Here is a 16,605-nt window from a genome sequence, read left to right as displayed (position 1 = left end):
AAGCTGTTTCCAGGCTTGTCGCACGAGCCGAAAAGGACCTTTGCATGAACCCATCCACACACCTCTATACCTGGCGCGGCACCGATGCCAGTGGCGCCGCAGTCAGCGGCCAGGTCAGCGGGCGCAGCCCGGCCTATGCGCGGGCCGGCTTGCAGCGCCAGGGCATCCGCGTGGTCAGCCTGCGGGCGGCTGGCGGGTTTGAATGGCGTTTGCCCAAGGCTCGCGAAAAAACCGACCCGGCAGGCTTCAGCCGGCAGCTGGCGACCTTGCTCAAGGCCGGGGTGCCGCTGTTGCAGGCCTTCGAGGTGATGGGGCGCAGCGGCTGCAGTGCGGGGCAGGCAGCTTTGCTGGATAAATTGAAACGGGATGTGGCCTCGGGCCTGGGGCTGGCGGATGCGCTGCAGCGCCATCCGGCGTGGTTCGATGGGTTGTACTGCAACCTGATTCGCGTGGGCGAGCAGTCCGGTACGCTTGATCGGCAGCTGGAACAACTGGCGGGGATGCTGGAGCAGCGCCAGGTGCTGCGTAAACGCGTGCGCAAGGCGATGCTCTATCCGTTACTGCTGTTGCTGACCGGGTTGGGGGTTTCGGCGGTGTTGTTGCTGGAGGTGATTCCGCGTTTCGAGAGCCTGTTTGCCGGTTTCGATGCCGCGCTGCCGGCCTTCACCCAGTGGGTGATCGACTTGTCCACAGGGCTGGGGCGCTATGCGCCGCTGCTGTTGGGCAGCGCGGTTGGCCTGGGGCTCGGCGTGACCCGACTGTATAAAAAGCATGCGCCAGCACGCCTGTGGATAACTGCACAGGCCTTGCGCTTTCCTGTGTTCGGCAAGCTGTTGAGCCAGGCCGCCCTGGCGCGCTTTGCCCGCACCCTGGCCACGTCCTATGCTGCCGGGGTGCCGTTGCTGGATGCGCTGGGCACCGTGGCCAAGGCCTGCGGCGATGGCCTGCACGAGCAGGCGGTGCAGCGCTTGCGCCAGGGAATGGCCAACGGCCAGGCGCTGAATCAGGCGATGGCCAATGAACCGCTGTTTCCGCCATTGTTGGTACAGCTGACCGCCATCGGTGAATCCAGCGGCACGCTGGACCAGATGCTGGAAAAATCCGCCAGCCATTACGAGGAACAGGTCAGCCAGACGCTGGACCAGTTGACCAGCCTGCTGGAGCCGGCCATCGTGCTGATCCTGGGCTTGCTGGTCGGTGGCCTGGTGGTGGCGATGTACCTGCCGATCTTCCAGTTGGGTAGCTTGATCTGAACATGACTTCATGGACTTTGCTGGCCGAGCAGCCGGCGTACTTCATCACCCTGGCGGCGGTGCTCGGCCTGTTGGTGGGCAGTTTCCTCAACGTGGTGGTGCATCGCCTGCCGATCATGCTCGAGCGCCAGTGGCAGCGTGAGGCGCAGGAGGTGCTGGGCCTGCCGACCACCGCGCACGAACGCTTCAACTTGTCCCTCCCCGCCTCCCACTGCCCACATTGCAAACACGCGATTCGCGCCTGGGAGAACATCCCGGTACTGAGTTACCTGGCATTGCGCGGGCGCTGCTCCGCCTGCAAGCAGCCGATCAGTGCGCGATATCCATTGGTCGAGCTGGCCTGTGCACTGTTGTCGATGGTGGTGGCCTGGCATTCCGGCGCAAGTATCGAGGCGCTGGCCCTGCTGCTGCTGAGCTGGGGGCTACTGGCACTGAGCCTGATCGACCATGACCAGCAGATTCTGCCCGATGTCATCGTGCTGCCGACGCTGTGGCTGGGCTTGATCGTCAACGCATTCGACACCGTGGTGCCGTTGCCCGATGCACTGTGGGGCGCGGTGGCCGGTTACCTGAGCCTGTGGTCGGTGTACTGGGTGTTCAAGCTGATCACCGGCAAGGAGGGCATGGGCTATGGCGACTTCAAGCTGCTGGCGCTGATCGGTGCCTGGGGCGGTTGGCAGGTATTGCCGGTGACCTTGCTGCTGTCATCGGTGATCGGGGTGGTGGCGGGCCTGTGCCTGCTGCGCGTGCGCAGGCAATCCGTCGGCACGGCCATACCCTTTGGCCCTTATCTGGCCATTGCAGGGTGGATTGCTGTGCTCTGGGGTGATGAAATATACGCCTTCTACCTGCAACTGTTTGGAATGTGATGACCACCAAGGCCTTCACCCCCTGGATTCTCGGGCTGACCGGCGGTATCGGCAGCGGCAAGAGCGCCGCCGCCGAGCGCTTCGTCGAACTTGGCGTGCACCTGGTCGATGCCGACCAGGCGGCGCGCTGGGTGGTCGAACCCGGCCGCCCGGCACTGGCGAGCATCGTCGAGCGCTTCGGCCCCGGCGTGCTGCAGGACGATGGCCAGCTTGATCGTGCGGCCTTGCGCCAGCTGATCTTCGCCGACCCGGCTCAGCGCAAGTGGCTGGAGCAATTGCTGCACCCGCTGATCGGGCAGGAGATCTTCAGTTACCTGGCCAAGGCCGAGTCGCCCTATGCGGTGTACGTGTCGCCGCTGCTGATCGAGTCGGGCCAGCACCAGAAGGTGCAGCGCGTGCTGGTGATCGATGTGCCGCAAGCGCTGCAGGTGTCGCGCACCCTGGCACGCGACAACACCAGCCCCGAGCAGGTGCAGGCCATTCTCAAGGCCCAGCTGGCCCGTGAGGAGCGCCTGGGCCATGCCGACGATGTGGTGGTCAATGACGGCCACCTCGCCGCACTGTACGAGCAGATTGACCGCCTGCACCACTTTTACCTGACTTTACGAGGAGGCCAGCCATGAGCCAGCCATTGACCGTCGATTGCCCGACCTGTGGCGCACCTGTGGAATGGAACGAGAAAAACGCGTTCCGGCCATTCTGTTCCGATCGCTGCAAGCTGATTGACCTGGGGGCCTGGGCGGCCGAGGAGCACAAGATTCCGGTGGCGCCGGATGCTGAGGATGAGCTGTTCTCGGGAGAGCTGGAGCCTCGGCACTAAACTGAGCCCTAGGCTGCCTGTGCCGGCCTTTTCGCGGGTGAACCCGCGAAGAGGCCGGTACAGCAAATAAAGAAATCAGCGCTCATCCTCCTTCCACGGCGCCTGTAAGTATCGAGTGCGGTTGAATGTCTCCAGCCATTCCGGGCAAAACACCACCAACGCACTGATCACCATGCCGTTGATGAACGCCTCCGGGAACATCATCAACCACAGGTAGCCGATAAAATCGCTGAGCCACTCCGGCATCGCAAAGCGCCCGTCCAGCCATAACACCCCCAACGCCACCGGCACGCAAATCAGCACCGTCAGCGCAGCGGGAAAGAAGCCCGAGCAGAAGATATAAACAAACAGGTTGCGCGGTTGCGCGCGCTCGACCAGGATCGCGCACACTTCGGTAATCAGCACCGGCAAGCCCACCAGCAGCAAGCCGTTGACCCCAAGCGCCGCAAGGTCCTGCCGCCCCAGCGCCAGCAACCCCAATTGGGCGAGGCAACCGCCCAGAACGGCCAGCGGCCAGTCCAGCAGCAAGGTCACCGCCGTCATGCCGATGAAGTGGTAGGACACGCCCGTATCGAAATCACGCCTGACCAGCCACAGGGCAAACAGGCAGAACACCGTGCCAAACAGCAGGTGCTGGCGGCGCCGGTCGGTCACCAGCTCCACCCAGCGCGTGCGGCTGGCAGCCCAGATCAACAAGGGCACATAACCGAGCCAACCCAGGGCAAGGCTGGTTGTGGATAAAACCTGCGCGCTGATCACCTGGAACCTATCCCTTTCGGCCATGCAGACAAACTGAGTCTACACCCTGCCCCGTTTCCCACGCGCAAACAGCATCTTACCGTCATCGATTAGCGGCTAAGCTTGTTCCCATGGATGACTCAGACTACCTGCGCCTGCTTACCATCCAGGCCGAACAAGCCAATGCCTTTCTCTCCAACGCCCGCAAGTGGGAGCGGGAGCGATGGGTGTGCCAGCGCCTGTTGCAAGGGCTGAACATCCCTTACCGCAGCGAGGACTTCACCCCGGCCGGCCAGGAGCCCCCGGACGTGCTGTTCCGCGATGCGGCATTCGAGGTGTTCTTTGTGCTCGACGAAGGCCGCCGCCTCAACGACGAATGGCGTGAAGAGCTGCAACGCCGGCGCAGTGCCTTTTCCCTGGCCCAGCTGGTGCGCCGCGAAGCCCGCCCCCGGCGCATCGCTGCCGCCGAGCTGCTCGGGCGCCTGGCACCGACCCTGCGCAAGAAGGCGCACAACTACCGCGAGCGCGGGCTGGACCTGGGTGAGCTGGACATCATCGCCTTCGCCAGCCTCAAGCGCGAAGTGCTCGACCTCAACACCCACTTCCCGCCGCCCACCGAATACCTGCGCCAGGGCTGGCGCTCGTTGTCGCTGGTCGGGCCGACCTTCGCCCGGGTGCTGTTCGCCCACCCCGACGCGCCGGATTTTTTGCGCGGCAACCTGGGGCGCAGCATCGTCTTCGACGTGGGCATCAGTCTTTGATCCACTGCCGAGAGTCTTTGCGATGGCGTAAACTCGGCGCCAGGGATAGAAAGCATTATCATTTGTTTGAAGCGCTTGCATGAACGCTGTGGCGTTCGTGCAGTCACAAACGTCTACCTGACGAGGCCCACCATGACCAGCCGCCTGAACCCGGAAGATCAGCGTCGTGTCGATGAGTATCTGCGAGCCCCCCAGCACCAAGTCGAGCGCCGGCCTTTTCGGCCCTGGCTGCTCCTTGTGCTGGTACTGGCCGTGACCATCGGGTTGGGTCTGATCAGCCGCCTGCTGAGTGAACTGGTGCTATGAGCTGCTTCGCGCTCGCCCTTCCCTCACGCAGTTTGCGGCCGGCCCCTGCGGCCACGAATTCCGTAAACCTTATGAGATATCCCCATGACTCATCGCATCGTGATTGTCGGCGGCGGCGCCGGCGGCCTGGAACTGGCGACCCGCCTGGGTAAAAGCCTGGGCAAGCGCAAGCAGGCCGAGATCACCCTGGTCGACGCCAACCTTACACACATCTGGAAACCCCTGCTGCACGAAGTGGCCGCCGGCTCGCTGAACTCCTCGGAAGACGAACTGAACTACGTGGCCCAGGCCAAGTGGAACCACTTCAACTTCCAGCTGGGGCGCATGAGCGGCCTGGACCGTGAAGGCAAGCAGATTCAACTGGCTGCCACCCTCGATGAAGAGGGCCGCGAGCTGCTGCCTGCGCGCACCCTGGGCTATGACACCCTGGTCATTGCCGTGGGTTCGAACACCAACGACTTCGGCACCTTGGGCGCAGCGCAGCACTGCCTGTTCCTCGACACCCGCAAGCAGGCCGAGCGCTTCCACCAGCAGTTGCTGAACCACTACCTGCGTGCCCACGCGGGTGACGCGGCCAGCGAGCAGATCAGCGTGGCCATCGTCGGCGCTGGTGCCACCGGTGTTGAACTGGCGGCCGAGCTGCACCACGCAGCCCACGAACTGGCGGCTTATGGCCTGGACCGCATCCAGCCCAAGGACATGCACATCACCCTCATCGAGGCCGGCCCGCGTGTGCTGCCTGCACTGCCAGAGCGCATCAGCGTACCGGTGCACAAGACCCTGGAAAAACTCGGCGTGAAGGTGCTGACCAACGCCGCGGTCAGCGAAGTGACCGAGGATGGCCTGAAGACCAAAGACGGTGAAGTGATCCAGGCTAGCCTCAAGGTGTGGGCGGCGGGTATCCGTGCACCGGGCTTCCTCAAGGACATTGATGGCCTGGAAACCAACCGCATCAACCAGCTGGTGGTGCGCCCTACCCTGCAGACCACCCGCGATGACAACATCTTCGCCTTCGGTGACTGTGCCGCGTGCCCGCAACCGGGTAGCGACCGCAACGTGCCACCACGGGCCCAGGCCGCGCACCAGCAGGCTTCGATGCTGGCACAGAGCCTGAAGGCGCGGCTGGAGAACAAGGCGCTGCCGACTTACGCGTACAAGGACTACGGTTCGCTGGTGTCGCTGTCGCGCTTCTCGGCGGTGGGCAACCTGATGGGTAACCTGATGGGCAGCGTGAAGCTGGAGGGCTGGCTGGCGCGGATGTTCTACGTGTCGCTGTACCGCATGCACCAGATGGCGCTGTATGGGTTCTTCCGCACGGCACTGATGATGCTGGGTAGCAAGATTGGCCGTGGCACTGAGCCACGACTGAAGCTGCACTGAAGATTGCCGGGGCCGCCTTGCGGCCCTTCGCCGGCAAGCGCGGCTCCCACAGGGGGCGCGCAAGCCTCTGATATTTTCGTGAGGCAAAGAAAAAGGGCATCTCATTCGAGATGCCCTTTTTACATGGTGGGTCGTGTAGGATTCGAACCTACGACCAATTGGTTAAAAGCCAACTGCTCTACCAACTGAGCTAACGACCCAAAAATGGTCGGGGTGAGGGGATTCGAACTCCTGACATCCTGCTCCCAAAGCAGGCGCGCTACCGGACTGCGCTACACCCCGAGGTCTTGCTAAAAAAAAGGGCACCTCAATCGAGATGCCCATTTTTACATGGTGGGTCGTGTAGGATTCGAACCTACGACCAATTGGTTAAAAGCCAACTGCTCTACCAACTGAGCTAACGACCCGGAAAATGGTCGGGGTGAGGGGATTCGAACTCCTGACATCCTGCTCCCAAAGCAGGCGCGCTACCGGACTGCGCTACACCCCGAGATTGGCTCCGCGACCTGGACTCGAACCAGGGACCCAATGATTAACAGTCATTTGCTCTACCGACTGAGCTATCGCGGAACTGAACTTCGGCACATCTTTACTACCTCGAAGCCTGTGTTAGCTTCGGACTCTTTGGCTTCTTCGCTTTCGCGTTGTCGCTGCTGAGGCCGGCTATTCTACATTCTTCGTTTTGCTTGTCAACCACTTTTTTTCATTCAACTTACTGATTTGTAAGTTGTTTTGCGGTCACCGATGTTGCTGGTGATTCGCTTAGCGCCTGACAACGCGGCGTATATTAGGGGCACTCGATTTCAGTTGCAAGCAGAAATTTCAAAAATTTCAGCACGTTATCTCAAATATCCGCAAAGCCCCGGTTTTGCTGGGCCTGTGCCGCCTTCTTCGCGGGTAAACGGGTAAAAAAAGCCCCGCAGATGCGGGGCTCATTGGCAGCAGGTGTCAGGCAAAGACGATCTCGTCGCCTTCTACCTTGGCGGTAATCGCCGCCCCTGGGATGAACTTGCCAGCCAGGATCAGCTGCGCCAGCGGGTTCTCGATCCAGCGCTGGATCGCCCGCTTCAGCGGCCGTGCGCCATACACCGGGTCGTAACCCACGGCGATCAGCTTGTCCAACGCCTCTGGGCTCAGGCTCAGCGACAGTTCGCGCTCGAGCAAGCGGCTGCGCAGGCGGCCAAGCTGGATCTCGGTGATGCCGGCGATCTGCTCGCGGCCCAGTGGCTCGAACACCACCACTTCGTCGATGCGGTTGATGAACTCCGGACGGAAGTGCGAACCCACCGCGTCCATCACCGCCGCACGTTGGGCCTCGCGATCGCCCACCAGCTCCTGGATCTGCGCCGAGCCCAGGTTGGAGGTCATCACGATCACCGTGTTGCGGAAGTCCACGGTGCGGCCATGGCTGTCAGTCAGGCGGCCGTCTTCCAGCACTTGCAGCAGCACGTTGAACACATCCGGGTGAGCCTTCTCCACTTCATCCAGCAGCACCACCGAGTACGGCTTGCGGCGCACGGCCTCGGTCAGGTAACCGCCCTCTTCGTAACCGACATAGCCTGGTGGGGCGCCGATCAGGCGAGCCACGGAGTGTTTTTCCATGAACTCGGACATGTCGATGCGCACCATGGCCTCTTCGGTGTCGAACAGGAACTCGGCCAGCGCCTTGCACAGCTCGGTCTTGCCCACGCCGGTAGGGCCGAGGAACATGAACGAACCACTCGGCCGGTTCGGGTCGGACAGCCCGGCACGCGAACGGCGCACGGCGTTGGCAACTGCGGTCACCGCCTCGCCCTGGCCGATCACCCGCTGGTGCAGCAGCTCTTCCATCTTCAGCAGCTTCTCGCGCTCACCTTCGAGCATCTTCGCCACCGGGATGCCGGTCCACTTGGACACCACTTCGGCAATTTCTTCCTCGGTGACCTTGTTGCGCAGCAACTGGTTCTCGGTCTTGCCGTGCTGGTCGACCATCTGCAGGCTGCGCTCCAGGTCCGGGATCACCCCGTACTGCAGCTCGGCCATGCGGCTCAGGTCGCCTTTGCGACGGGCGGCTTCGAGCTCTTGGCGGGCCTGCTCGATCTTTTGCTGGATCTGCGCCGAGCCCTGCACTTCGGCTTTCTCCGACGCCCAGATTTCTTCCAGGTCGGAATACTCGCGCTCCAGCCGCTCGATTTCCTCGGTGAGCTTCTCAAGGCGCTTCTTGGCCGCCTCGTCTTCTTCCTTCTTCAGCGCCTGGGATTCCACCTTCAGCTGGATCAGGCGACGGTCGAGGCGGTCGAGCACTTCCGGCTTGGAGTCGATCTCCATGCGGATACGGCTGGCCGCTTCGTCGATCAGGTCGATGGCCTTGTCCGGCAGCTGGCGGTCGGTGATGTAGCGGTGGCTGAGCTTGGCGGCGGCAATGATCGCACCGTCGGTGATGGCCACCTTGTGGTGCACTTCATAGCGCTCTTTCAGGCCACGCAGGATGGCGATGGTGTCTTCTTCGCTCGGCTCTTCCACCAGCACTTTCTGGAAGCGCCGCTCCAGTGCCGCATCCTTCTCGATGAACTGGCGGTATTCGTTGAGCGTGGTGGCGCCAACGCAGTGCAGCTCGCCACGGGCCAGGGCCGGCTTGAGCATGTTGCCGGCGTCCATGGCGCCCTCGCCTTTACCAGCGCCGACCATGGTGTGCAGCTCGTCGATGAACAGGATGATCTGGCCTTCCTGCTTGGACAGCTCGTTGAGCAGGCCTTTGAGGCGCTCTTCGAACTCGCCGCGGTACTTGGCACCGGCGATCAGCGCCCCCATGTCCAGCGCCAGCAGGCGCTTGCCTTTCAGGCCATCGGGCACTTCGCCGTTGATGATGCGCTGTGCCAGGCCTTCGGCAATGGCGGTTTTACCCACGCCAGGCTCACCGATCAGCACCGGGTTGTTTTTGGTTCGACGTTGCAGCACCTGCACGGTGCGGCGGATTTCGTCGTCACGGCCGATCACCGGGTCAAGCTTGCCTTCTTCGGCGCGCTTGGTCAGGTCGACGGTGTACTTGTCCAGGGCCTGGCGCGACTCTTCGGCGTTGGCGTCATTCACCGCCGCACCGCCGCGCAGGTTGTTGATGGCGTTTTCCAGGGCCTTCTTGGACACACCTTGGCTGAGCAGCAGCTTGCCGAGCTTGCTGTTCTCGTCCATGGCGGCGAGCAGCACCAGTTCGCTGGAAATGAACTGGTCGCCCTTCTGCTGGGCCAGGCGGTCGGCCTGGTTGAGCAGGCGCGCCAGGTCCTGCGACATGTTCACGTCGCCAGTGGGGTTCTGGATTTTCGGCAATTGGTCGAGTTCTTTCACCAACGCCTGGCGCAGGTTGTTGATGTCGAAGCCAACCTGCATCAGCAGCGGCTTGATCGAACCGCCCTGCTGTTCGAGCAGCGCCTGCAACAGGTGCACGGGCTCGATGGCTGGGTGGTCCATGCCAACGGCCAGGGATTGGGCATCGGATATTGCAAGCTGGAGCTTGCTGGTCAAACGGTCTATTCGCATGGGGTACCTTCCTTTAAAGGGCAGGTCGGAGCGATGGACAGCGCCTGTTTATGAAGAAACCTGCCTGAGATGACCTTATAGATAAGGGTGATTCTGGAAGATTCAAGCGTAGCGGGGTTGACCTTGATCAACCTGTTGGATTAACGCTGGGGCGATCGCGGATGAATCCGCACCTCAGGTTTCGCATCCATTGAGGTGCGGATTTATCCGCGAGAGTCCGCTACAGGCTAACGCGGGTCCAGCCAGACCAGCGAGGCGAAGCGCCCACCCTGAGGGGTGCGGCGATAAGAGAAGAAGCGGTCATCACTGACCGTGCAATACCCACCGCCATAAACTGCCGTCACCCCACGCGCCGCCAGGCGAATGCGCGCCAGCTCATAGATGTCAGCCATCAACTTGCCCGGCCGTTCGCCATCGACGAAGGCCCTGGCCGCTTCAGGATGCACGGCGGTAAAGGCATCGCGCACTTCCAGCCCCACTTCGAAGGCCTTGGGGCCAATAGCCGGCCCGAGCCACACCAGCACCTCTTCAGGCGCCAGCGCCAGGCGATCAAGCGTCGCCTCAAGCACGCCGCCCGCCAGCCCGCGCCAGCCAGCATGCGCTGCGGCCACGCGAGTACCGGCGCGGTCACAGAACAGCGCCGGCAGGCAATCGGCGGTCATCACGGTGCAGGCAATACCAGGCTGGTCAGTCCAGCTGGCATCGGCTTCGGCCACCACGGCCGGGTCGGCATCCGCCACCACCAGGCCATGCACCTGCTTGAGCCAGGCTGGCTGGATGGTGAAGGCGTCACTCAGGCGACGGCGGTTCTCGGCGACCGCGACCGGGTCATCGCCCACGTGATCGCCGAGATTGAAAGATTCGTAGGGCGGCAGGCTGATGCCGCCCGCACGGGTAGTGACGCAGGCGCGAACCGAGGCCGGGGCGGGCCAGTCGGGGAACAGCAGCGACTGCGTCAGGCCGTTCATCCGATAAAGCTCTCGCGGTCCTGGTTGAGCAGCGACAGCAACCAGACGAAGTCGTCCGGCAGCGGCGACTCCCACTTCATGATTTCACCGGTGATCGGGTGGGCCAACGCGAGGAAACGCGCATGCAGCGCCTGACGCGGGAAGGTCTTCACCGCCTCGACCATGGTTGCGCTGGCAGCTGGCGGAATGCGGAAGCGCCCGCCGTAGGTCTGATCACCGACCAGCGGGAAACCGACATGGGCCATGTGCACGCGAATCTGGTGGGTACGGCCGGTTTCCAGCTTCACGCGCACGTGGGTGTGCGAACGGAAGCGCTTGAGCACACGGTAGTGGCTGACCGCCGGCTTGCCGCCGTCGGTTACCGCCATGCGCTGGCGCATGCCGCCGTGGCGACCGATCGGGGCATCGATCTTGCCGCCAGCGGTCACTACGCCAATCACGATGCACTCGTAGATGCGGCTGACCTTGCGGGCTTGCATCTGCTCGACCAGCTTGGTCTGCGCCTGCAGGGTCTTGGCCACGACCATCAGACCGGTGGTGTCTTTGTCCAGGCGGTGAACGATACCGGCGCGCGGTACGTTGACGATGTCTGGCACGTGATGCAGCAACGCATTGAGCAGCGTACCACTGGCATGCCCGGCGGCCGGGTGCACAACCAGCCCGGCAGGCTTGTTGATCACCATGATGTGGTCGTCTTCGTAGACGATATCCAGCTCGATGTCTTCTGCAATCCACTCACCCTGGGCCTCTTGTTCGGCCTCCAGGAAGAGCTGAGAGCCACCATGGACGATGTCCCGAGGGCGCACGACCGCGCCATCGACCGTCAGGCGGCCCTCTTTGATCCACGAAGTAAGCCGCGAACGCGAATACTCGGCGAACAATTGGGCGGCGACCTGGTCGAGGCGTTGACCGCCCAGTTCGGACGGGACCTCTGCGCTAAGTTGAATGATCTCGGACATGCTCGATTCGGCGGGCGCACAGCCTTTGGTTTCGGCTGCGAGCTTGTGGTTAAATACGGCTTCTTTTGTCCCGGGGTTGGCCGGGGCGCTCATCATAACAGGACGGCACCGCCCAAGACAGCGGCCGTCAAAGGGACGCAAGCCGCCATGCAAGTGAAACACCTGCTGCTGATCGCCATCCTCGGGCTCACCGCGGCCTGTTCCTCCAATAAGGAAGTCATTGACGAGAACCTCAGTGAGGCCGAGCTGTATCAACAGGCGCAGGCTGACCTGGACAACTCCAGCTACACCAGCGCCGTGAACAAGCTCAAGGCCCTGGAGTCGCGCTACCCGTTCGGCCGCTACGCCGACCAGGCGCAGCTCGAGCTGATCTACGCCAACTACAAGAACTCCGAGCCTGAGGCTGCCAAATCGGCCGCCGAGCGCTTCATCCGCCTGCACCCGCAGCACCCGAACGTCGACTACGCCTACTACCTCAAGGGCCTGACTTCGTTCGACCAGGACCGTGGCCTGCTGGCGCGTTTCCTGCCGCTGGACATGACCAAGCGTGACCCGGGTGCCGCCCGCGACTCGTACAACGAGTTCGCCCAGCTGACCAGCCGCTTCCCCAACAGCCGCTACTCGCCAGACGCCAAGCAGCGCATGATCTACCTGCGCAACCTGCTGGCCGCCTACGAAATCCATGTGGCCGACTACTACCTGGGCCGCCAGGCTTACGTGGCCGCTGCCAACCGTGGCCGCTACGTGGTCGAGAACTTCCAGGAAACCCCATCGGTCGGCGACGGCCTGGCGATCATGGTCGAGTCGTACCAGAAGATGCACCTGGACGACCTGGCTGCCACCAGCCTGGAAACCCTCAAGCTCAACTACCCTGACCACCCGAGCCTGGTCGATGGCCAGTTCGAGCCCAAGCAGACCGAGTCTGACGGCCGCAGCTGGCTGTCCAAGGCCACCCTGGGCCTGATCGAGACCGAAACCCCGCTGCCGCCGGGTGAAACCCGTGCCAACCAGGACGTGGTCAAGCAGTTCCAGGACGCGCGCGACGAGATGCCGCAAGAGCTGCTGCCTAAAGACGAGAACGGCGACCCGATCGTGCCGGCCGGTCCGAAGGAAGCTGAACAGGACCGCTCGTGGTTCAGCTACATGACCTTTGGCCTGTTCGACTGATCCAAGCACGACGAGAAAGGGAGGCCTGAGGCCTCCCTTTTTTTATGGCCGCGTCCTAGACTGTCGGCTTCTACAACCAACAAGCTGGACACCATGGTTCGCCTACTTTTCTGGATCGCCCTGATCGCCGCCGCGCTCTGGCTGTGGCGCAAGTTCAAAGTCAGCCAGCAGTCGCACGCCGAGCCGAAGCTCGACGCGCCACTGAAGATGGTGCGCTGCGCCCACTGCGGCGTGCACCTGCCCGACGACCGGGCGCTGCAGCAGGGCAATGACTGGTATTGCAGCCAGGCGCACTTGCAGCAAGGGCCTGGCCGACAGGGCTGAGCCCTCACCCCATCGATGCGAAGGCGGTGCAGATCAATCGTCGTAGTGATACCGGCACTGCAGGATTGTCATCTGCCCCCCTTCGAAGAGGTAGACCAGCCGGTGTTCGCGGGTGATGCGACGAGACGTGATCGCAACACTTACAGCATTGTGCGCTTCAGTCTTGTTCCGTTGTTTTGACTTCATATTCATCGATGGACAGCTCATGGGTAGCAGCTTTGCCCGACCGCAGCTGATCAATGGATGCACGCATACGCTTGGCATTGGCAGAAGAGCCAAGGAGATACAGCGTCTCCTGCATGCCGTTGTAGTCCTCAAGCGAAATCATGACCACCGGCTCACCGCGCAGGCGCGTAATGATCGCGGGCTCATGGTCCCGGCATACATCATCCATTGTCTGCTTCAGGTCGGCGCGAGCCTGGCTAAAAGTCAGTACATGCATTTCTTCAAATCCTTCCCAGGCAGGGCCTGGATCAGGTTCTTCTTGACCCGCCCAGCACTGCTGAATGGGTAATAGGCTTGGACGCACTTGCGATTGGACGCGGTCGAGGGCGCACGAAGGATAGATTGGATGGCGTACTGATAGGTAGGTGACTGCCTGCTACAAAGCTTGTAGGAAACTTCTACAGCGGCAGTTCGGCTCCCCGACGAACCGCCGCTTAAGGGATCTCAGCCCAGACGCCCCACTGGCGCATACGGCGCCGGGTCGATGATCGGCTCGGCTCCTGTGAGCAAATCGGTGAACAATTGGCACGAAGCCGGCGCCAGCACCAGCCCGTTGCGGTAATGCCCGCAGTTCAGCCACAAACCGTCATGCCCTGGCACCGGCCCGATGTAGGGAATGCCTTCCGGGGAGCCTGGCCGCAGTCCGGCCCAGTGCCCCACCACCGTGGCATCCTTGAGTTCTGGCAGCAGTTCGATGGCCGAAGCCTTGAGGCTGGCCAGCGCGTCCTCGGTCGGGGTCTTGTCGTAGCCGGCATGCTCCAATGTACTGCCCACCAGAATGTGCCCGTCACGACGCGGGATCGCGTAGCGCCCCTTGGCCAGCACCATGCTCGGCAGGAAATCCTCTGCGCACTTGAACAGGATCATCTGGCCCTTCACCGGTTCGACCGGGAGTTCCAGCCCCAGGGTGCGCAGCAGGTCACCGCTCCAGGCGCCGGCACTGAGCACCACTTCATCCGCCTTGAGCACACCGTCAGCTGTCTGTACGCCTGACACGCGCCCGTTCTCATGAACGAAGCCGCTGACCTCGCAGTGCTCGCGCAAGGTCACGTTGGGCAGCGCCAGCAACGCCGCCTTGAGTGACTTCACCAGCCGCGGGTTACGCACGTTGGCCACACCGGCCATGAAGATCGCATGCTTGAAACCCGGGCCAAGCACCGGTATCGCATCGTAGGCGGCGGAGATATCCACAGCGCTGAGTGGCCGCTGTTCGCGCTTGGCCCAGGCCAGCGCCTCGGCTTCATCGTCCAGGTCGAGCCAGTACAGGCCAGTGGTGTGCACCTCTGGGTCGATACCCGTGGTTGCGAACAGGCGCTCGCCCAGCTGGGGATAAAAATCCTGCGACCAATGCGCCAGCGCGGTTACCGCCGGGCTGTAGCGCCAGGGGTACAACGGCGAAACGATGCCGCCACCGGCCCAGGAGGACTCGCGGCCAACTTCGCCCTGGTCACACACCACCACCTGGCCGACCTTCGCCGCCAGGTTGAACGCGGTCAGCAGGCCGATCACCCCGCCGCCAACCACCACTACTTGCTTGCTCATCTGTCGATCCAACACCTGAAGTAATTCCGCGATGCCTGGGCATCATTCAACCTTCAGCTTCCCCAGCAGCGCTCGCTGCTTTCAGCAGCACCCGGATTGCTCTGCACGCCAACGTGGTCGAGCTGAAAGTCGCCACAGCGATCATCGGCCATCAGGCCATCGGGCAGCCGGTGGGCGGTCAGCGTGAAGGTGTCGCTGTCGCGTTGGGCCTGCAGGCGGTAATGGCGGTTGGCGGCGGGCAATTGCGGGTCGCCCTCGGCGTAATGCCCGGTGCGCACGCGGTGGCGCTCCAGGCGCAAGGCGGCGTCATGCAGCAGGCCAACCACTTCGCTGCGTGCGGCTCGCCTGAGCTGGTCGCTGTAACTGGGGTAGGCAATGGCTGCCAGAATGCCGGTCACGGCCACGACAATCAACAACTCGATCAGGGTCATACCTTGCTGCATGTCAGTCTTGCCTCAGTCTTTGCCGCCAGAGGATGCGCTGCGGGGCCTGTGGTTGAGCGATGGGTATGGCGTAGACGGCTTCCAGGACCTGACGGGCTGCCAGTTGCTGGCTGACCGCTGTTATTCGGTACAAGGTGACCTGTTCGCCCTCGGGCATATGGGCCGCACCGGTGGTTGTACCCAGGTTCTGCAGTTTGAAGTAGCCATCCCTGCTGCTTCGCCATTGGCCTTGCAGGTCGTGTGGGCGTGATGGGGGTTTACAGTCGCGGCACTGCCCCGGGGGCGAACGCAGAATTTCACCGACGCCGACCTGCATTACGGCCTCCGCCTCTTCGAATGCCTGCAGACCGTCGCGCATGGCCCCCGTCAATCGCGTTTCGATCAGCGCATCGCGCAGGGCTGAAGCTGCAAGCAATGCCAAAAGCAGGCTTAGTACCAGCGACAACAGGAGAACCATTCCGCGTTGTCGGCTCATCCATCTGAGCCCAGATTGCGTAACCCCACGCTTAGTTCATGGCGCTGCTCAAGTTGCAGCGTCGGCTCGAACAACGTGAGTGCCAGATCGACCCTGGCCCCTTCTGGAGCATCAACCTGTGTCACATTTAACTCGCGTACATGCTCAATCAGCGGCTGGGCGTTTTGTCCCCATATGAACTGCAGGGTGGAGCCGCGCAGTTCATATCGATGACGGCTGATACGCAGGGCCATGAGCGAACCCGTTTGCGAATGGGCACCTTTGCGCACCAAGGCTTCGGTATGGCAATCCGTCAGTAGGGTCCACTCCGGCTTTCCTGTGTACTCCGATGACTCGGCGACCACCAACTCCAAGCTGGATGCCCCAATCACCAGTGGCTGCGCGAATGCCTGCCGAGCAAGCGGGTCCTGGAAGTCACTGGGCTTCAGCCGCAGGCAACCGAACATGCCCGCCATGCGGATATCCTGGGCCATCCGCAACAGCGCCAGGCGTGCATCATCCTGAAGGCGCAGCGCCGCACCCTGAAGCCGCCATGTTTGATGGGCGGATACGAAAAGCTGACTGGCAGCCACCAACACCATCAGCCCAATCGCCAGCGCCAGCATCACCTCCAGCAAACCGAAGCCGACTTGCATGCGCTTCATTGCCGGCTCCGCTCGTTTTCGCTGTGTACTGCAAACGCCGCTTGCGCATCACGGCGCGCATTGTCCGTGGCTTGCAGTGCCTTCAGTTGCATGGCTGCCGCAGCGAATATGCCCACTGCTACCACAACGACCGCCAACAGCACTTCCAGCAGCGTCATGCCGCGCTGTTTCTTGTGCATCCTTGCACCTCCTGCGAATTTTCCCGCAATTGCTTGAAC

At 62.5% G+C, this 16,605-nt stretch carries 20 protein-coding genes and 5 tRNA genes; 9 read left to right on the top strand and 16 right to left on the bottom strand.

What is annotated here, in order from left to right; translation table 11 throughout:
• Window positions 1–44: 44 nt before the first annotated feature.
• The 4 genes from ABE528_RS17490 to yacG are packed head-to-tail and all read left to right on the top strand — an operon-like array spanning window position 45 to window position 2,942.
• Window positions 45–1,253 carry a type II secretion system F family protein gene (locus ABE528_RS17490; protein ID WP_346653627.1) on the top strand — a complete coding sequence of 403 codons (1,209 nt, stop codon included), beginning with the start codon at window positions 45–47 and terminating at the stop codon, window positions 1,251–1,253.
• 2 nt (window positions 1,254–1,255) lie between these two features.
• The gene (locus tag ABE528_RS17485) at window positions 1,256–2,122 is read left to right on the top strand and encodes an A24 family peptidase (RefSeq protein WP_346653626.1); all 867 of its coding nucleotides are present in this window, start codon (window positions 1,256–1,258) and stop codon (window positions 2,120–2,122) included.
• Window positions 2,122–2,745 carry a dephospho-CoA kinase gene (coaE, locus tag ABE528_RS17480; protein ID WP_346653625.1) on the top strand — a complete coding sequence of 208 codons (624 nt, stop codon included), beginning with the start codon at window positions 2,122–2,124 and terminating at the stop codon, window positions 2,743–2,745. Before ABE528_RS17485 ends, coaE begins: the two co-directional genes overlap by 1 nt.
• Entirely contained in the window at window positions 2,742–2,942 is a 201-nt protein-coding gene (gene yacG / locus ABE528_RS17475) for a DNA gyrase inhibitor YacG (protein ID WP_085674056.1), read from the top strand. Before coaE ends, yacG begins: the two co-directional genes overlap by 4 nt.
• 75 nt (window positions 2,943–3,017) lie before the next feature.
• Here yacG and ABE528_RS17470 read toward each other — a convergent pair whose 3' ends face one another.
• Complete coding sequence (locus ABE528_RS17470) at window positions 3,018–3,725, bottom strand: energy-coupling factor ABC transporter permease (protein ID WP_346653624.1); 708 nt, start codon at window positions 3,723–3,725, stop codon at window positions 3,018–3,020.
• An 86-nt stretch (window positions 3,726–3,811) separates the two neighbouring features.
• On the opposite strand from ABE528_RS17470, the gene ABE528_RS17465 reads away from it, so the two are divergent.
• The 3 genes from ABE528_RS17465 (at window position 3,812) to ABE528_RS17455 (ending at window position 6,127) form a co-directional block, all read left to right on the top strand.
• Window positions 3,812–4,441: a DUF1780 domain-containing protein gene (locus tag ABE528_RS17465; RefSeq protein WP_152959241.1), complete on the top strand. Its 630-nt coding sequence runs from the start codon at window positions 3,812–3,814 to the stop codon at window positions 4,439–4,441.
• 132 nt (window positions 4,442–4,573) lie between these two features.
• The gene (locus ABE528_RS17460; protein ID WP_060512989.1) at window positions 4,574–4,747 is read left to right on the top strand and encodes a DUF3094 domain-containing protein; all 174 of its coding nucleotides are present in this window, start codon (window positions 4,574–4,576) and stop codon (window positions 4,745–4,747) included.
• Window positions 4,748–4,831: 84 nt separating this feature from the next.
• Window positions 4,832–6,127: an NAD(P)/FAD-dependent oxidoreductase gene (locus tag ABE528_RS17455; protein WP_346653623.1), complete on the top strand. Its 1,296-nt coding sequence runs from the start codon at window positions 4,832–4,834 to the stop codon at window positions 6,125–6,127.
• 124 nt (window positions 6,128–6,251) lie between these two features.
• Here the strand turns inward: ABE528_RS17455 and ABE528_RS17450 are convergent.
• The 8 genes from ABE528_RS17450 to rluD form a co-directional block, all read right to left on the bottom strand.
• Window positions 6,252–6,327: transfer RNA gene (locus tag ABE528_RS17450), tRNA-Lys, on the bottom strand.
• 5 nt (window positions 6,328–6,332) lie between these two features.
• A tRNA-Pro gene (locus ABE528_RS17445) sits at window positions 6,333–6,409 on the bottom strand.
• 49 nt (window positions 6,410–6,458) lie between these two features.
• Window positions 6,459–6,534, bottom strand: a tRNA-Lys gene (locus ABE528_RS17440).
• A gap of 6 nt (window positions 6,535–6,540) precedes the next feature.
• Window positions 6,541–6,617 (bottom strand) — tRNA-Pro (locus ABE528_RS17435).
• A gap of 4 nt (window positions 6,618–6,621) precedes the next feature.
• Window positions 6,622–6,697 (bottom strand) — tRNA-Asn (locus ABE528_RS17430).
• A gap of 378 nt (window positions 6,698–7,075) precedes the next feature.
• The gene (gene clpB, locus ABE528_RS17425; protein ID WP_152957655.1) at window positions 7,076–9,640 is read right to left on the bottom strand and encodes an ATP-dependent chaperone ClpB; all 2,565 of its coding nucleotides are present in this window, start codon (window positions 9,638–9,640) and stop codon (window positions 7,076–7,078) included.
• Window positions 9,641–9,867: 227 nt separating this feature from the next.
• Window positions 9,868–10,608, bottom strand: coding sequence for a peptidoglycan editing factor PgeF (gene pgeF / locus ABE528_RS17420; protein WP_346653622.1), 741 nt, complete (start codon window positions 10,606–10,608; stop codon window positions 9,868–9,870).
• A complete protein-coding gene (rluD, locus tag ABE528_RS17415) occupies window positions 10,605–11,567 on the bottom strand; it encodes a 23S rRNA pseudouridine(1911/1915/1917) synthase RluD (protein ID WP_346653621.1) in 963 nt (320 codons plus the stop codon). Before rluD ends, pgeF begins: the two co-directional genes overlap by 4 nt.
• 147 nt (window positions 11,568–11,714) lie before the next feature.
• Here rluD and ABE528_RS17410 point away from each other — a divergent pair, with 147 nt between their 5' ends.
• Entirely contained in the window at window positions 11,715–12,734 is a 1,020-nt protein-coding gene (locus ABE528_RS17410) for an outer membrane protein assembly factor BamD (RefSeq protein WP_152957652.1), read from the top strand.
• 93 nt (window positions 12,735–12,827) lie between these two features.
• Window positions 12,828–13,058, top strand: a complete 231-nt coding sequence (locus ABE528_RS17405) for a PP0621 family protein (protein WP_152957651.1) — start codon at window positions 12,828–12,830, stop codon at window positions 13,056–13,058.
• A gap of 33 nt (window positions 13,059–13,091) precedes the next feature.
• On the opposite strand, the gene ABE528_RS17400 is transcribed toward ABE528_RS17405, so the two are convergent.
• The 7 genes from ABE528_RS17400 to ABE528_RS17370 form a co-directional block, all read right to left on the bottom strand.
• The gene (locus ABE528_RS17400) at window positions 13,092–13,244 is read right to left on the bottom strand and encodes a type II toxin-antitoxin system YoeB family toxin (protein WP_346653671.1); all 153 of its coding nucleotides are present in this window, start codon (window positions 13,242–13,244) and stop codon (window positions 13,092–13,094) included.
• Window positions 13,216–13,500: a type II toxin-antitoxin system prevent-host-death family antitoxin gene (locus ABE528_RS17395; RefSeq protein ID WP_346653620.1), complete on the bottom strand. Its 285-nt coding sequence runs from the start codon at window positions 13,498–13,500 to the stop codon at window positions 13,216–13,218. The genes ABE528_RS17400 and ABE528_RS17395 overlap by 29 nt, the downstream gene beginning before the upstream one ends.
• A 227-nt stretch (window positions 13,501–13,727) precedes the next feature.
• Window positions 13,728–14,825, bottom strand: a complete 1,098-nt coding sequence (gene thiO / locus ABE528_RS17390; RefSeq protein ID WP_346653619.1) for a glycine oxidase ThiO — start codon at window positions 14,823–14,825, stop codon at window positions 13,728–13,730.
• Window positions 14,826–14,878: 53 nt separating this feature from the next.
• A complete protein-coding gene (locus ABE528_RS17385) occupies window positions 14,879–15,268 on the bottom strand; it encodes a type IV pilin protein (RefSeq protein ID WP_346653618.1) in 390 nt (129 codons plus the stop codon).
• 1 nt (window position 15,269) lies between these two features.
• On the bottom strand, window positions 15,270–15,743 hold the full coding sequence (locus tag ABE528_RS17380; protein ID WP_152957646.1) for a hypothetical protein: 474 nt from the start codon (window positions 15,741–15,743) through the stop codon (window positions 15,270–15,272).
• Window positions 15,740–16,387 carry a pilus assembly protein PilW gene (locus ABE528_RS17375; protein WP_346653617.1) on the bottom strand — a complete coding sequence of 216 codons (648 nt, stop codon included), beginning with the start codon at window positions 16,385–16,387 and terminating at the stop codon, window positions 15,740–15,742. The genes ABE528_RS17380 and ABE528_RS17375 overlap by 4 nt, the downstream gene beginning before the upstream one ends.
• Window positions 16,384–16,566 carry a prepilin-type N-terminal cleavage/methylation domain-containing protein gene (locus tag ABE528_RS17370; protein ID WP_346653616.1) on the bottom strand — a complete coding sequence of 61 codons (183 nt, stop codon included), beginning with the start codon at window positions 16,564–16,566 and terminating at the stop codon, window positions 16,384–16,386. Before ABE528_RS17370 ends, ABE528_RS17375 begins: the two co-directional genes overlap by 4 nt.
• Between the last annotated feature and the right edge of the window lie 39 nt (window positions 16,567–16,605).

The sequence above is a fragment of the Pseudomonas sp. TWI628 genome, assembly GCF_039673865.1.
GTDB lineage: Bacteria > Pseudomonadota > Gammaproteobacteria > Pseudomonadales > Pseudomonadaceae > Aquipseudomonas.
The sequence above is the reverse complement of the archived record's forward strand: the minus strand, read 5'-3'. Positions and strand labels throughout refer to the sequence as shown.

Bases quoted from the DNA above. Each gene is read 5' to 3' on its own strand.
- ABE528_RS17490 (WP_346653627.1), top strand. From the start codon at position 45: ATGAACCCATCCACACACCTCTATACCTGGCGCGGCACCGATGCCAGT.
- ABE528_RS17485 (WP_346653626.1), top strand. From the start codon at position 1,256: ATGACTTCATGGACTTTGCTGGCCGAGCAGCCGGCGTACTTCATCACC.
- coaE (WP_346653625.1), top strand. From the start codon at position 2,122: ATGACCACCAAGGCCTTCACCCCCTGGATTCTCGGGCTGACCGGCGGT.
- yacG (WP_085674056.1), top strand. From the start codon at position 2,742: ATGAGCCAGCCATTGACCGTCGATTGCCCGACCTGTGGCGCACCTGTG.
- ABE528_RS17470 (WP_346653624.1), bottom strand. From the start codon at position 3,725: ATGGCCGAAAGGGATAGGTTCCAGGTGATCAGCGCGCAGGTTTTATCC.
- ABE528_RS17465 (WP_152959241.1), top strand. From the start codon at position 3,812: ATGGATGACTCAGACTACCTGCGCCTGCTTACCATCCAGGCCGAACAA.
- ABE528_RS17460 (WP_060512989.1), top strand. From the start codon at position 4,574: ATGACCAGCCGCCTGAACCCGGAAGATCAGCGTCGTGTCGATGAGTAT.
- ABE528_RS17455 (WP_346653623.1), top strand. From the start codon at position 4,832: ATGACTCATCGCATCGTGATTGTCGGCGGCGGCGCCGGCGGCCTGGAA.
- clpB (WP_152957655.1), bottom strand. From the start codon at position 9,640: ATGCGAATAGACCGTTTGACCAGCAAGCTCCAGCTTGCAATATCCGAT.
- pgeF (WP_346653622.1), bottom strand. From the start codon at position 10,608: ATGAACGGCCTGACGCAGTCGCTGCTGTTCCCCGACTGGCCCGCCCCG.
- rluD (WP_346653621.1), bottom strand. From the start codon at position 11,567: ATGTCCGAGATCATTCAACTTAGCGCAGAGGTCCCGTCCGAACTGGGC.
- ABE528_RS17410 (WP_152957652.1), top strand. From the start codon at position 11,715: ATGCAAGTGAAACACCTGCTGCTGATCGCCATCCTCGGGCTCACCGCG.
- ABE528_RS17405 (WP_152957651.1), top strand. From the start codon at position 12,828: ATGGTTCGCCTACTTTTCTGGATCGCCCTGATCGCCGCCGCGCTCTGG.
- ABE528_RS17400 (WP_346653671.1), bottom strand. From the start codon at position 13,244: ATGAAGTCAAAACAACGGAACAAGACTGAAGCGCACAATGCTGTAAGT.
- ABE528_RS17395 (WP_346653620.1), bottom strand. From the start codon at position 13,500: ATGCATGTACTGACTTTTAGCCAGGCTCGCGCCGACCTGAAGCAGACA.
- thiO (WP_346653619.1), bottom strand. From the start codon at position 14,825: ATGAGCAAGCAAGTAGTGGTGGTTGGCGGCGGGGTGATCGGCCTGCTG.
- ABE528_RS17385 (WP_346653618.1), bottom strand. From the start codon at position 15,268: ATGCAGCAAGGTATGACCCTGATCGAGTTGTTGATTGTCGTGGCCGTG.
- ABE528_RS17380 (WP_152957646.1), bottom strand. From the start codon at position 15,743: ATGAGCCGACAACGCGGAATGGTTCTCCTGTTGTCGCTGGTACTAAGC.
- ABE528_RS17375 (WP_346653617.1), bottom strand. From the start codon at position 16,387: ATGAAGCGCATGCAAGTCGGCTTCGGTTTGCTGGAGGTGATGCTGGCG.
- ABE528_RS17370 (WP_346653616.1), bottom strand. From the start codon at position 16,566: ATGCACAAGAAACAGCGCGGCATGACGCTGCTGGAAGTGCTGTTGGCG.